The organism is Oerskovia sp. NPDC056781 (assembly GCF_042789955.1).
In the GTDB taxonomy this organism is placed as follows: Bacteria; Actinomycetota; Actinomycetes; order Actinomycetales; family Cellulomonadaceae; genus Oerskovia; species Oerskovia rustica.
On sequence record NZ_JBHUAD010000112.1, the window covers coordinates 1 to 12,820 of the forward strand.

The window sequence follows — 12,820 nt, forward strand, 5'->3', positions numbered from 1 at the left end:
GCCCGGCACCTCGCCGGGCCGGCTCGACCAGTCTTGGGCTAACGTCGCAGGCAAGGCTGCCTGTGCATCGAAGGAGACCGTACGTGAAGCTGGAGCTCCGCGGAATCACCAAGTCGTTCGGACCGCTCGTCGCCAACGACCACATCGACCTCGTCATCGAACCGGGGCAGATCCACGCCCTGCTCGGGGAGAACGGCGCGGGCAAGAGCACGTTGATGAACGTGCTGTTCGGCCTCTACCAGGCCGACTCGGGCGAGATCCTGCTCGACGACGTCGAGCGCGCCTTCCGTGGACCGGGAGACGCCCTGGCAGCCGGGATCGGCATGGTGCACCAGCACTTCATGCTCGTACCGGTCTTCACCGTCGCCGAGAACGTCATGCTGGGCCACGAGGACACCAAGGCCGGGGGCTTCCTGGACCTGGACACCGCCCGCAAGCGCGTGCGCGAGCTGTCCGCGCGGTTCGGGTTCGGGCTCGACCCGGACGCCGTCGTCGAGGACCTCCCGGTCGGCGTGCAGCAGCGCGTCGAGATCGTCAAGGCACTCGCCCGCGAGGCGAAGGTCCTCATCCTCGACGAGCCCACCGCGGTGCTCACGCCGCAGGAGACCGACGAGCTGATCGAGATCATGCGACAGCTCCGCGAGTCCGGCACCTCGATCGTGTTCATCACGCACAAGCTGCGCGAGGTCAAGGCCGTCGCCGACGTCATCACGGTCATCCGTCGCGGCGCGGTCGTCGGCAACGCCGAGCCGACCGCCTCCGAGAGCGAGCTCGCCTCCCTCATGGTGGGACGCGCCGTCTCGCTCGGTCTCGACAAGGCCCCGCCGCAGCGCGGCGAGGAGACGTTCGTCGTCACCGACCTCACGGTCCTGGCCCCGAACGGCCAGGCGGTCGTGGACCGCGTGTCGTTCTCCGTCGCGCAGGGCGAGATCCTCGCCGTCGCGGGAGTGCAGGGCAACGGGCAGACCGAGCTCACCGAGGCCATCCTCGGGCTCCTGCCCTCCGCGGAGGGGTCGATCTCCCTGCACGGGCAGGAGCTCCGGGGCCTGACGCCCGACGCCGCGCTCGAGGCCGGGATCGGCTTCGTCCCCGAGGACCGCAAGATCGACGGGCTCGTGCTCGACTTCTCGGTCGCCGAGAACCTCGTGCTCGACCTCTACGACAAGCCGCCCTACGCCAAGGGCATCGGCCTCGACCTGGGGGCGATCCGCCGCAACGCCGAGCAGCGCATCACGGAGTTCGACATCCGCACCCAGGGTCCCGGCCAGGAGGTCGGCCGGCTCTCGGGCGGCAACCAGCAGAAGGTCGTGCTGGCACGCGAGCTCTCGAGGCCGCTCAAGCTGTTCATCGCGAGCCAGCCGACGCGAGGCGTCGACGTGGGCTCGATCGAGTTCCTGCACCGGCGCATCGTGCAGGAGCGCGACAACGGCACGCCCGTGATCATCGTGTCGACCGAGCTCGACGAGGTCGTCGAGCTCGCCGACCGCATCGCCGTGATGTACCGGGGAGGGATCGTCGGCGTGGTGCCGCCGACGACGTCGCGCGAGGTGCTCGGCCTCATGATGGCCGGGGTCCCGCACGACGAGGCCATCGCACAGGTGCACGACCAGACCGACACGACGGGAGCAACCCAGTGACCGACCAGCAGCCCGCCCCGCCACCGACGGGAGAGCCGGCACCCGAGCCGGCCGGCGCGGCAAAGCCTCAGCCCGAGGGCTCGGAGTCCGCTCGCTGGACCGCGACCTTCCGCGAGATCACGACCGGCCCGTTCGGCGTGACCGTCCTGGCGTTCGTCCTGGCGCTGGTCATCGGCGGGCTCCTGATCATCGTCACCGACCCCGACGTGACCGCGGCCGCGAGCTACCTCTTCGCCAAGCCCGCCGACTTCTTCGGTGCGGCCTGGACCGCCGTGAGCGAGGCCTACGCGGCCATGTTCCGCGGAGCGGTGTACAACTACGACGCCCCGACGTTCGCGCGCGGTATCCGCTCCCTCACGGAGACCATGACGGTCTCGACCCCGCTGATCATCGCCGCGCTCGGCGTGGCCGTCGGCTTCCGCGCCGGCATGTTCAACATCGGTGCTCAGGGCCAGGTCATCATGGGGGCCGCGATCGGCGGCTACGTCGGCTTCGCGTGGAACCTCCCGCCGGTGCTGCACCTGCTGCTCGCCCTCCTGGGCGGCATCCTCGCCGGCGGCTTCTGGGCCGGCATCGCGGGCTTCCTCAAGGCGCGCACGGGTGCGCACGAGGTGATCGTGACGATCATGCTGAACTACGTGGCGCTCTACCTCGTGGCGTGGTTCCTCACGACGAGCGCCTTCACCCGGCCCGGGTCGAACCAGCCCAAGAGCCCCGGGGTCAAGGACACCGCGCAGCTCCCGCTGCTCCTCGGTGACCAGTTCCGCCTCAACGCGGGCTTCCTGGTCGCGATCCTTGCCGCGGTCTTCGTGTGGTGGCTCATGACGCGCTCGACCTGGGGCTTCCGCTTCCGGGCCGTGGGCTCGAACCAGCAGGCCGCGCGGACCGCGGGCATGGGTGTCGCGTCCTCGTTCGTCCTCGTCATGGTCGTCTCGGGCGCCCTGGCCGGTCTCGCGGGCGCGGTGCAGATCCTCGGTACCGAGAAGGCCCTCACGGGGGGTATCGCGGGCTCGATCGGGTTCGACGCGATCACCGTCGCCCTCCTGGGTCGTTCCAAGCCGCTGGGCATCTTCTTCGCCGGACTCCTGTACGCCGGGCTCAACGTCGGCGGGCGCGCGATGGAGGCCTCGACCGGGACCTCGATCAACATCGTCCTGGTCATCCAGTCGCTCGTCGTCCTCTTCATCGCGGCGCCGCCGCTCGTGCGGGCGATCTTCCGCCTGCCCACCCCGAACCCCGTCGTCATGAAGGGAGTCAGCGCATGACCGCCATGGCTGCACCTGCTACCCAGGTCGCTACCGTCACCGCGGCCCGTAGCTGGAAGCTCCCCATCACGCTGGGGGTCTTCGGGCTCCTCTCGTTCGTCCTGTTCGGCCTCCTCGGACCGGCGGGGTCGGTCACGACGTTCGGCATCTCGACCGGCGCGGACCTGCTCCAGTTCGACCCGGTCGCCGTCCCCACCAGGGCGACCGCGATCGTGCTCTCGGTCCTGTGCCTCCTGCTCGCGGGCTACGCGTACGTCCGGGTCCGCGCGGACCAGCCGGTCGGCCGGTGGGTGCTCGCGGTGTTCGGCGTCCTGTGGGTCCTGACGTTCCTCGTGTGGGCCGTCGCGGACAAGAGCACGTCGATCGTGAGCCTCCTCCAGGGGTCGCTGCTCCTCGCGGTCCCGCTCGCGTTCGGCGCCCTCGGCGGCCTGCTCAACGAGCGGGCCGGCGTGGTCAACATCGCGATCGAGGGTCAGCTCCTCACGGGGGCCTTCGGCGCCGCGGTGCTCGCCTCGGTCGTGGGCAACGCCTACGTCGGGCTGGTCGCCGCCCCGATCGCGGGTCTGCTCATCGGCGCGATGCTCGCGCTGTTCACGGTCAAGTACCACGTGAACCAGATCATCGTCGGTGTGGTGCTCAACGTGTTCGCCGTGGGCCTGACGAGCTTCCTGTTCAGCTCGGTGCTCAAGAACGACGCGGCCACGCTCAACACCCCGCCGCGCCTGCCGACGCTCCCGATCCCGCTGCTGTCGGAGATCCCGATCATCGGACCGGTGCTGTTCCGCCAGTCGATCATCGTCTACCTGCTCTACGTCGCGGTCATCGTGATCAGCATCGCGCTGTTCCGCACCAAGTGGGGTCTGCGTGTCCGTTCGGTGGGCGAGTACCCGCAGGCGGCCGACACGGTCGGCATCGACGTCAACCGCACGCGGTGGCGCAACGTCCTGCTCGGGTCCATGGTCGCGGGGCTCGGTGGTGCGTTCTTCACGATCGGCTCCGTGGGGGCGTTCGGCCAGGAGATGACGGCCGGCAAGGGGTACATCGCGCTCGCCGCCATGATCCTGGGTCGGTGGACCCCGTGGGGTGCGCTCGGCGCAGCTCTCCTCTTCGGCTTCGCCGACAAGCTCCAGCAGGTGCTCGGTGTCCTCGAGACGCCGATCCCCAACCAGTTCATGCTGATGCTGCCGTACGTCGTGACGATCTTCGCGGTGGCCGGCCTCGTCGGCCGCGTCCGTGGCCCTGCGGCCGCGGGCCAGCCGTACGTGAAGGGGTGACGGCGTGAGCGAGACCAGCGGCACGAGCAGCGTCGCGGCGGGGGACCGCTTCGACTGGCAGGCCCTGCGCGTGGCCGCGCGAGGCGCCATGGAGAAGGCGTACGCGCCGTACTCGTCCTTCAAGGTCGGTGCGGCGGCGTTCGTCGACGACGGCCGCCTGGTCACGGGCGCGAACATCGAGAACGCCGCGTACGGCGTGACGCTGTGCGCCGAGTGCTCGCTCGTGAGCGACCTGATCGGGAGCGGGGGTGGTCGCCTCGTGGCGTTCGCGTGCGTCGACGGTCACGGCAACACTCTCATGCCGTGCGGGCGGTGCCGCCAGCTCCTGTGGGAGCACGGCGGTCCGGCGCTGCTCGTCGAGACGACCCGCGGCATCAAGCCCATGACCGAAGTGCTGCCCGACGCTTTCGGGCCCGACGATCTGGTGGAGCGAGCATGAGCACGAAGAGCATCCCGGCAGGCGCCTCGGGCGCGCTGCCCGACAAGGCGACCGAGTCGTTCGACGCGGTCGACGTCATCCGCACCAAGCGGGACAAGGGCCGGCTGTCCGCCGAGCAGATCGACTGGGTCATCGACGCCTATACCCGTGGCGTCGTGGCCGAGGAGCAGATGGCTGCCCTCAACATGGCGATCCTCCTCAACGGCATGGACCGCACGGAGATCGGCCGGTGGACGGCCGCGATGATCGCCTCGGGCGAGCGCATGAACTTCTCGGCGCTCTCGCGACCCACCGCGGACAAGCACTCGACCGGTGGGGTGGGCGACAAGATCACGCTGCCGCTCGCCCCGCTCGTCGCGGTCTTCGGCGTGGCCGTGCCGCAGCTCTCGGGCCGCGGTCTGGGGCACACGGGCGGCACGCTCGACAAGCTCGAGTCGATCCCGGGCTGGCGCGCGGCGCTGACCAACGAGCAGATGATGCACCAGCTCGAGCACGTGGGCGCGGTCATCTGCCAGGCGGGCTCCGGGCTGGCGCCCGCGGACCGCAAGCTCTACGCGCTGCGCGACGTCACTGCCACGGTCGAGGCGATCCCGCTCATCGCGTCGTCGATCATGAGCAAGAAGATCGCCGAGGGCACGGGGGCCCTGGTCCTGGACGTCAAGGTCGGTTCCGGCGCGTTCATGAAGGACCTCGACCAGGCGCGCGAGCTCGCGCGCACCATGGTGGACCTGGGCACCGACGCGGGCGTGCGCACGGTCGCGCTGCTCACCGACATGTCGACGCCGCTCGGCCTGACGGCGGGCAACGCGCTCGAGGTCCGCGAGACCCTCGAGGTGCTCTCGGGCGGTGGCCCGCGCGACGTCGTGGACCTCACGGTCGCGCTCGCGGTCGAGATGCTCTCCGCCGCCGGCAAGCCCGTCCCGGAGGAGGAGGTCCGGCACGCGCTGTCCAACGGCCGGGCCATGGACAAGTGGCGCGAGATGATCGCGGAGCAGGGCGGCGACGCGCGTGCGCCGCTGCCGGTCGCACGCGAGAAGGAGCACGTGGTCGCGGACCGCGACGGCGTGCTCTCGCACCTCGACGCGTTCGGCGTGGGCGTCGCGGCCTGGCGTCTGGGCGCCGGGCGCGCGCGCAAGGAGGACCCGGTGCAGGCCGGCGCGGGAATCGAGATCCACGCCAAGCCGGGCGACGTCGTGACCAAGGGCCAGCACCTGCTGACCCTCCACACCGACACCCCCGAGCGCTTCGACCGCGCGGTCGAGGCCCTCGACGGGGCGTGGGGCGTCGCGGACCCGGGCACGGTCGTCGAGACCCCGGCCCTGATCCTCGACCGCCTGAGCTGAGATGACGGCGCAGGCGGGGGAGCCCTCGGACGACGCGGCGACGCGTGGCCCGGGGGCGCCCCCGCCCGACGACCGTCGTCCGCGCTCGGTGTACGGCGTGGGCGAGGAGCCCGACATCCGCTTCAGCCTGGCCAACGAGCGCACCGCGCTGGCCTGGGTGCGGACGGGGCTCGGTCTCGTCGCGGGCGGTGTCGCGCTCACGTCCTTCGCGTCGTTCGCGAGCATGTCCGGCTTCGTCGACGTGATCGCGGCGGTCGCGTGCCTCGCGGGGGCGGGCTTCGCGGCCTACGCACTGCTCGCGTGGCGACGCAACGAACGGGCCATGCGCCGCGGAGAACCGTTGCCCGCGCCGACGGGGCTGCCCGTGCTCGTCGCGGGCGTGCTCGTCCTCGCGCTGCTCGTGGCCGGGTACGCGGTCACCGAGGTCTGGCGGACGTGACCTCCGCGGCCCGCGACCCCGGCCTGCAACCCGAGCGCACCGCCCTGGCGTGGCAGCGCACGGTCCTCGGCGTCGTGATCGGGTCGGTCCTGCTGGCCGCGGTGAACCTGCGGGTGGGCCAGCCCGTCCTGTCCGTGCTCGCGGGCGTCCTCGCGGTCGCGACGCTGGTGCCCGCCGTCCTGCGCCCTCCGTCGGGCGGTCTGCCCAAGGACGGCCGGTTGCGCTCCTGGGGCTTCCTCGTGCGGGTCGCGACGCTCGTGGGCGTCCTCGGGTTCCTCGGTGCGGCGAGCGCGGTCGTGAGCCTGCTGTGAGGGCGGCTCGTCGTCCGGGGGGAGGGGATGGCAGGCTGTCCGGATGATCCTCGCCGACCTCCAGCTGACCCGGGTCCTGCATGCGGTGGGAGCGGGGCGGCGGCAGTTGCCGCCCGCGCCGCCGTCGGGACGCTACGTCGTCCCGGAGCCCGACGGCGCTGCACCCGCCGTCCGTCGGCTCGCCCGTCGCGCAGGTCACCCCGAGCAGGTCGCCGACCGCTTGGTCGACGCGCTCGCGACGCTGCGCCCGTGGGAGCGGGCGCACGTGCTCGACCCGTTGCGCAGGGCCGTGCCCGTCCGGGCGTGGGGGCTGGGAGCCCCGGCAGACGGCTCGCCCACGACAGGACCCGACGCACGCTTCGGCGAGCCGCTCGTGCTCGGCAGCGCCCGCGCGGTCCAGGTCGACGGGACGACGTGCGGCTCGGCCGTGCTCGCGGTCCTGGCCGCTGCAGGCGACCCCGTGGTCGGGCTGTGGCTCGTCGCGGGTACCGACGTCTCCCGGGGGGCGAGCGTGCACGTGGTGACCGAGGGCGAGGCCGACGCGACCGCCCGAGAGCTCGAGACGTCGTCGGGCAGGTTCGCCGCGCTCCAGCGCCTCCTCCAGGCGCGCACGACGCACGCCGCGCTCGGCCCCCTCCCGTGGCCCACCGGGCTCGGTACGCCGCCCTGGACGGCCGCGCGCGACGCCCGCTACGCCGACGTGCGGTACACCCACCGCATCGTGCCGGGCGACGGCGCGCAGGACCGCGTGCTCGCGAGCGCGCTGCGCTCGGCCGCCGCGGGCGTGCCCGTGCCGCTGTACACGGGCGGGGACCTCGGGACGGGATGGTCGACGGCCGTGCCGCGCCACGTCGTGCTGCTCGCGGACGTGAGCGTCCCGCCGGAGCCGCGGAAGGACGCCTCCGCACGGTTCGGCGGTCGATGGTGCTCGGTCTACGAGCCGTCGACCGGGACGATGCACCGGCTGCGTGTCGCCGATCTCCTCGCCGGGGTCGGCGAGGACGGCGAGCCCGGCAGGGGCGTGCGGCGCGCGCTCGGCGGCTGGTCGCACGTCACCTGGGCGGTCCTGCCCGCAGGACGGGCTGGCGGGTCGCGCCGCGTCGGGTGACGATGGGGAGAGACGAGAGGAGCTCACCATGAGCACGGTCCCCGGCACCGACTCCTGGCGTGACGCCGGTCTGGTCGCACCCGACGACGACGCCCCGAAGAACCTGGTCGAGGAGGAGCTGACGCCTCCGGCCGCGACCTCCGACGCGGACGACGCGGAGGACTACAGTCCCCGGACGCCGCGCCCGGACCTCGACGGCGAGGCGGACGAGGCCGACGTCGTCGAGCAGGCGTCCGTCGTGCCGCTCGACGAGGGCGACGACGCGGACGGCGAGTGAGCCGGGCACGAGCCGGGTGTGACGTACCCGTGACGCACCCGTGACCTGGGACCCGCACCGCCGTCGCGTGCGCCCGCCCCGCGCCCGGTAGCGTGAGCCCATGACCTCCACACCCTCCTCCGTGAGCGAGACCGTCGCGGCGATCGCCGCGCTCCCCAAGGTCGTCCTGCACGACCACCTCGACGGTGGGCTACGGCCGCAGACGATCATCGAGCTCGCCGCCGAGATCGGGCACGACCTGCCCGCGACCGACGCCGACGCGCTGGGCGCCTGGTTCGTCGAGTCGGCCGACTCGGGCTCGCTCGTGCGCTACCTCGAGACCTTCGACCACACGATCGCCGTGATGCAGACGCGCGAGGCCCTCGTGCGCGTCGCGCGCGAGTCCGTGCTGGACCTCGCGGCCGACGGCGTCGTGTACGCCGAGCAGCGGTGGGCCCCCGAGCAGCACCTGCGCGCCGGCCTGAGCCTGCAGGACACCGTGGACGCCGTCCAGGCAGGTCTCGAGGAGGGGGTGGCCCTCGCCGCGGCGCAGGGGCGCACGATCCGCGTGGGCCAGCTCGTGACCGCGATGCGGCACGCCGACCGCTGGCAGGAGATCGCCGAGCTCGCCGTGGCCAACCGGGGCAACGGCGTCGTCGGGTTCGACATCGCGGGCGCCGAGGACGGCTTCCCGCCCTCGCGCTTCCCGGGCGTGTGGCAGTACCTCGCGGACCAGAACTTCCCCGTGACGATCCACGCGGGCGAGGCGTCGGGCGTCTCGTCGATCGCCGAGGCCGTCCACCTGGGCCAGGCCTCGCGTGTCGGGCACGGCGTGCGCCTCATCGAGGACATCTCGTTCGACGAGCACCACGGCACAGCAGCCCTGGGCCAGCTCGCCCACTGGGTCCGCGACCACCAGATCCCGCTCGAGCTGTGCCCCGTCTCGAACCTGCAGACCGGTGCCTCGGCGACCTCGATCGCGGCGCACCCCATCACACGGCTCAAGGAGCTCGACTTCGCGGTCACGCTCAACACGGACAACCGCCTCATGTCGGGCACGTCCATGACCCACGAGATGACGCTGCTCGTCGAGCAGGCCGGCTGGACGCTCGAGGAGCTCTACGACGTCACGGCCACGGCCGCGTGGAGCGCCTTCATCCACCACGACGAGCGCCGCGCGCTCATCGACGACGTCATCCTTCCCGGTTACCAGGAGATCCAAGGAGCACAGCTGTGAGCACCCCCGGCACGTCCCCGCTCGACCGCGCGGCCCTCGCGCAGTTCGTCGACCACACCCTGCTCAAGCCCGAGGCGACCCGTGCGGACTTCGAGGCGCTCGTCGACGAGGGCGTCGCGCTCGGCGTCTACTCGGTGTGCGTCTCGCCCTCGGTCCTGCCGCTCGACGCCAAGGGTCTGAAGATCGCGACCGTGTGCGGCTTCCCGTCCGGGACGCACCACAGCGAGGTCAAGGCGGCCGAGGCGGCCCGCTCGATCGCCGACGGTGCGGACGAGGTCGACATGGTCATCGACCTCGGTGCTGCCAAGGCGGGGGACTGGGCGTACGTCCAGTCCGACATCGCGACCGTCCGGGCCGCCGTCCCGGCCCCCAAGGTCCTCAAGGTCATCATCGAGTCCGCTGCACTGACGGACCACGAGATCGTCGAGGCGTGCCGCGCCTCGGAGGCCGCCGGCGCCGACTTCGTCAAGACCTCCACGGGCTTCCACCCGGCCGGCGGCGCTTCGACGCACGCGGTGTCCATCATGGCCGAGACGGTCGGCGGACGCCTCGGGGTCAAGGCCTCGGGGGGTGTGCGCACGCTCGCCGACGCGCTCGCCATGATCGAGCACGGTGCGACGCGCCTGGGCCTGTCGGGTACCGCCGCGGTGCTCGCGGGCTTCGACGGGGTCGAGCCGGCCGAGGGCGGAGCAGGGGGCTACTGACCTGTTCTCGCGGACCGAGGGGTGGCCGGGCCTGGACGGGCGGTCACCCCTCGGCGCATCCGGGGTTAGGCTAGCCTCACTTCGCCATCGCGGGCGGAGCGCACCCTGGAGGACCGTATGACCGACCCCGCCCCCCGCAAGCCCGAGCGCGTCGCGACCCACGCCGTGGTCGTGCGCACCGAGCGCCTCACACCGCACATGATCCGTGTGGTGCTCGGGGGAGAGGGGCTCGACGGCTTCGACCCCGGCCCGCACACCGACCGCTACGTCAAGCTGCTCTTCCCGACCGCGGCCGGCCCCGAGGGGCGCGTCCCCATGCGCACCTACACGATCCGCTCGTGGGACCCCGTCGCCCGCGAGCTCGCGATCGACTTCGTGGTGCACGGCGACGAGGGACTCGCGGGCCCGTGGGCGGCCTCCGCCCGGCCCGGTGACACGATGTCCTTCTTCGGTCCCGGCGGCGACTACGCGCCGTCGGGCGACTACGACTGGCACCTGCTCGTGGGCGACGAGAGCGCCCTTCCCGCCATCGCGGCTGCCCTCGAGGCCGTGCCCGACGGCGCGCCCGTCCTCGCGGTCGTCGAGGTCGCCTCCGCGGCGGAGGAGCAGGCCCTGGCGTCCCCCGGGGAGCTCGACCTGCGCTGGGTCCACCGGGACGCCCACCCCGACCGCGCGCCCGGCGACGTCCTCGTCGAGGCCGTCGAGGCGCTCGCGTTCCTGCCCGGGCAGCCCCAGGTGTTCCTGCACGGCGACGCCGGGTTCGTGCGTACGCTGCGCCGCCACGTGCGCCTCGACCGGGGCGTGCCCGTCACGGCGCTCTCCGCGTCCGGCTACTGGCGCCGCGGGCGTACCGAGGAGGGCTGGCGCGCCGAGAAGGCCGACTGGAAGGCCGCCGTCGCGCGCGACGAGGAGCCTGCGCTCCAGGCCTGACGGCCCGACCGCGTCGCGCCGTCGGCCGCACCGTCGGCCGGGGCACCGGGGCACCGGGGCACCCGGGCGGTGGGGCGGTGCGCTCAGCGGGCGCGCTCGACCGCGATCGCGAGCGCGACCCTGTTCGGCAGGTCGAGCTTGGTCATGGCGCGGCTCAGGTGCGTCTTGACGGTGGCCTCCGCGCAGTAGAGCCGCTCGCCGATCTGCGCGTTGCTCAAGCCCTCCGCGACGCCCTGGGCGATCGCCCGCTCGCGCTCCGTGAGCAGGTCGAGGAGTGCCCGGGCGCGCTGGCGCTCGCTGGTCACCTGCCCCTGCGCGACCCGTGAGACCACGTAGCGGACCACGCGCGGGGCCAGCACCGACTCGCCACCGGCGACCGCCAGGACACCCCCGATGAGCTCGGAGGGCGAGGCGTCCTTGAGCAGGAAGCCACCCGCACCGGACTCCAGGGCACCCAGGACGTCGGTGTCGCTCTCGAAGCTCGTCAGGACCAGCACGACGGGGGGATCGGGAAGGGCCCGCAGCGCGCGCGTGGCCTCGATGCCCTGGACGCGTGCCATGCGCAGGTCCATGAGCACGACGTCCGGACGGTGCGCGTGGAACGCCGGGACGGCCTCGTCCCCGTCGGTCGCCTCTGCGACGACCTCGATGCCGGGGTTGCTCGACAGGATGAGGCGCAGGCCCGTACGGACGAGCGCGTCGTCGTCGACCAGGAGTACTCGGATCACGCGACGATCGTAGGGGGTGTCGCCCACACCCTCTCGTCCGTGGCCGCCGGGCAGCCGGCCGCGCACGTGCTGCCGATACGGTGTGCGGCGTGCGACGGGTCGGCTACGCTCGGGGCGCATGACATCGCTGGCGGAGGCATACGTGCGGTGGGCCGACATCGAGACGCGCGGATCGTCCCCGTCGTACGAGGAGTGGGCGCGCGCGATCGCGGGCGACGACCACGTGCTCACCCTCATCGAGGCGCTGCCCGCTCGCAAGCGGCAGCCCAACCTCGTCTTCGCCGCGGCCCGCACCGCAGGCGCCCCGCTCGACGTCTACCAGCGGTTCCGCCCCTGGCTCCTCCAGCACTGGTGCGAGGTCGTGGAGATCGTGCTCGCCCGGTCGACCCAGACCAACGAAGCGGCGCGTTGCGCAGTCCTCCTGCCCGAGCTGGCCCGCCTCGAGGGCCCGCTCGCGCTCGTCGAGGTCGGGGCGTCCGCAGGACTGTGCCTCTACCCGGACCGGTACTCCTACCGCTACCGCACGCTGGACGGCAGCGTCACGCTCGACCCAGTCACGGGTCCCTCGCCCGTGGTGATCGAGTGCACGGTCGACGACGAGAGCGCGGCGCCGACGCGGCTGCCCGACGTGGTGTGGCGAGCGGGCATCGACCTCAACCCTCTCGACGTCCGCGATCCCGAGGACGTCGCCTGGTTGCGGGCTCTCGTGTGGCCCGAGCACCACGACCGTCGCGAGCGCCTCGAGGCGGCGTGCGCACTGGTGGCGACAGATCCACCGCACCTCGTCCGCGGAGATCTCCTCGACGACCTCGACGCGCTCCTGGGGTCCGCGCCCCCCGACGCGCACCTGGTGGTCTTCCACAGCTCGGTGCTGACGTACGTCGAGCCGGCACCTCGACAGCGGTTCGTCGAGCGCATGCGCGGGCTCGACGGGACCTGGATCTCCAACGAAGGGTCCTTGGTGCTGGAGTCCTCCGCCGGTCTGGCGCACGACGGCAGGACCGTGCTCACCGTGGACGACGTCCCGGTCGCGCGGGCGGACCCGCACGGGCGGAGCCTCGTGCGCCTGTGAGCAGGCCTCACGCCCGAGGTGTGCGGCCGGGGCTCGGACGGGGTGCCGTCGTGCGTGGTGGGTCGGCGACGTCGACG

At 72.6% G+C, this 12,820-nt stretch carries 14 protein-coding genes; 13 read left to right on the plus strand and 1 reads right to left on the minus strand.

Annotation, left to right across the window (positions count from 1 at the left end; genetic code table 11):
- Window positions 1–83: 83 nt before the first annotated feature.
- From ACFRCR_RS11095 to ACFRCR_RS11150, 12 genes are all read left to right on the plus strand, one after another.
- Window positions 84–1,637 carry an ABC transporter ATP-binding protein gene (locus ACFRCR_RS11095; RefSeq protein WP_377677530.1) on the plus strand — a complete coding sequence of 518 codons (1,554 nt, stop codon included), beginning with the start codon at window positions 84–86 and terminating at the stop codon, window positions 1,635–1,637.
- Window positions 1,634–2,902: an ABC transporter permease gene (locus tag ACFRCR_RS11100; RefSeq protein WP_377677532.1), complete on the plus strand. Its 1,269-nt coding sequence runs from the start codon at window positions 1,634–1,636 to the stop codon at window positions 2,900–2,902. Before ACFRCR_RS11095 ends, ACFRCR_RS11100 begins: the two co-directional genes overlap by 4 nt.
- Window positions 2,899–4,176: an ABC transporter permease gene (locus ACFRCR_RS11105; RefSeq protein ID WP_377677534.1), complete on the plus strand. Its 1,278-nt coding sequence runs from the start codon at window positions 2,899–2,901 to the stop codon at window positions 4,174–4,176. Before ACFRCR_RS11100 ends, ACFRCR_RS11105 begins: the two co-directional genes overlap by 4 nt.
- A 4-nt stretch (window positions 4,177–4,180) precedes the next feature.
- Window positions 4,181–4,615: a cytidine deaminase gene (locus ACFRCR_RS11110; protein WP_377677536.1), complete on the plus strand. Its 435-nt coding sequence runs from the start codon at window positions 4,181–4,183 to the stop codon at window positions 4,613–4,615.
- Window positions 4,612–5,958: a thymidine phosphorylase gene (locus tag ACFRCR_RS11115; protein ID WP_191794391.1), complete on the plus strand. Its 1,347-nt coding sequence runs from the start codon at window positions 4,612–4,614 to the stop codon at window positions 5,956–5,958. Before ACFRCR_RS11110 ends, ACFRCR_RS11115 begins: the two co-directional genes overlap by 4 nt.
- A gap of 1 nt (window position 5,959) precedes the next feature.
- Window positions 5,960–6,397 carry a YidH family protein gene (locus tag ACFRCR_RS11120; protein WP_377677538.1) on the plus strand — a complete coding sequence of 146 codons (438 nt, stop codon included), beginning with the start codon at window positions 5,960–5,962 and terminating at the stop codon, window positions 6,395–6,397.
- Window positions 6,394–6,708 (plus strand): DUF202 domain-containing protein, encoded by a 315-nt coding sequence (locus ACFRCR_RS11125; protein WP_377677540.1) that lies wholly within the window; start codon window positions 6,394–6,396, stop codon window positions 6,706–6,708. The genes ACFRCR_RS11120 and ACFRCR_RS11125 overlap by 4 nt, the downstream gene beginning before the upstream one ends.
- Window positions 6,709–6,751: 43 nt before the next feature.
- Window positions 6,752–7,816, plus strand: coding sequence for a hypothetical protein (locus ACFRCR_RS11130; protein WP_377677542.1), 1,065 nt, complete (start codon window positions 6,752–6,754; stop codon window positions 7,814–7,816).
- A 28-nt stretch (window positions 7,817–7,844) separates the two neighbouring features.
- Window positions 7,845–8,093 (plus strand): hypothetical protein, encoded by a 249-nt coding sequence (locus ACFRCR_RS11135; RefSeq protein WP_377677544.1) that lies wholly within the window; start codon window positions 7,845–7,847, stop codon window positions 8,091–8,093.
- Between the two features lie 100 nt (window positions 8,094–8,193).
- Window positions 8,194–9,309, plus strand: coding sequence for an adenosine deaminase (locus ACFRCR_RS11140; RefSeq protein ID WP_377677546.1), 1,116 nt, complete (start codon window positions 8,194–8,196; stop codon window positions 9,307–9,309).
- Complete coding sequence (gene deoC, locus ACFRCR_RS11145; RefSeq protein ID WP_377677547.1) at window positions 9,306–10,013, plus strand: deoxyribose-phosphate aldolase; 708 nt, start codon at window positions 9,306–9,308, stop codon at window positions 10,011–10,013. Before ACFRCR_RS11140 ends, deoC begins: the two co-directional genes overlap by 4 nt.
- A 117-nt stretch (window positions 10,014–10,130) precedes the next feature.
- On the plus strand, window positions 10,131–10,943 hold the full coding sequence (locus ACFRCR_RS11150) for a siderophore-interacting protein (protein ID WP_377677548.1): 813 nt from the start codon (window positions 10,131–10,133) through the stop codon (window positions 10,941–10,943).
- 83 nt (window positions 10,944–11,026) lie between these two features.
- On the opposite strand, the gene ACFRCR_RS11155 is transcribed toward ACFRCR_RS11150, so the two are convergent.
- Window positions 11,027–11,671: a response regulator gene (locus tag ACFRCR_RS11155; protein ID WP_377677549.1), complete on the minus strand. Its 645-nt coding sequence runs from the start codon at window positions 11,669–11,671 to the stop codon at window positions 11,027–11,029.
- A 118-nt stretch (window positions 11,672–11,789) separates the two neighbouring features.
- Here ACFRCR_RS11155 and ACFRCR_RS11160 point away from each other — a divergent pair, with 118 nt between their 5' ends.
- Complete coding sequence (locus ACFRCR_RS11160) at window positions 11,790–12,743, plus strand: DUF2332 domain-containing protein (RefSeq protein ID WP_377677551.1); 954 nt, start codon at window positions 11,790–11,792, stop codon at window positions 12,741–12,743.
- Window positions 12,744–12,820 lie beyond the last annotated feature (77 nt).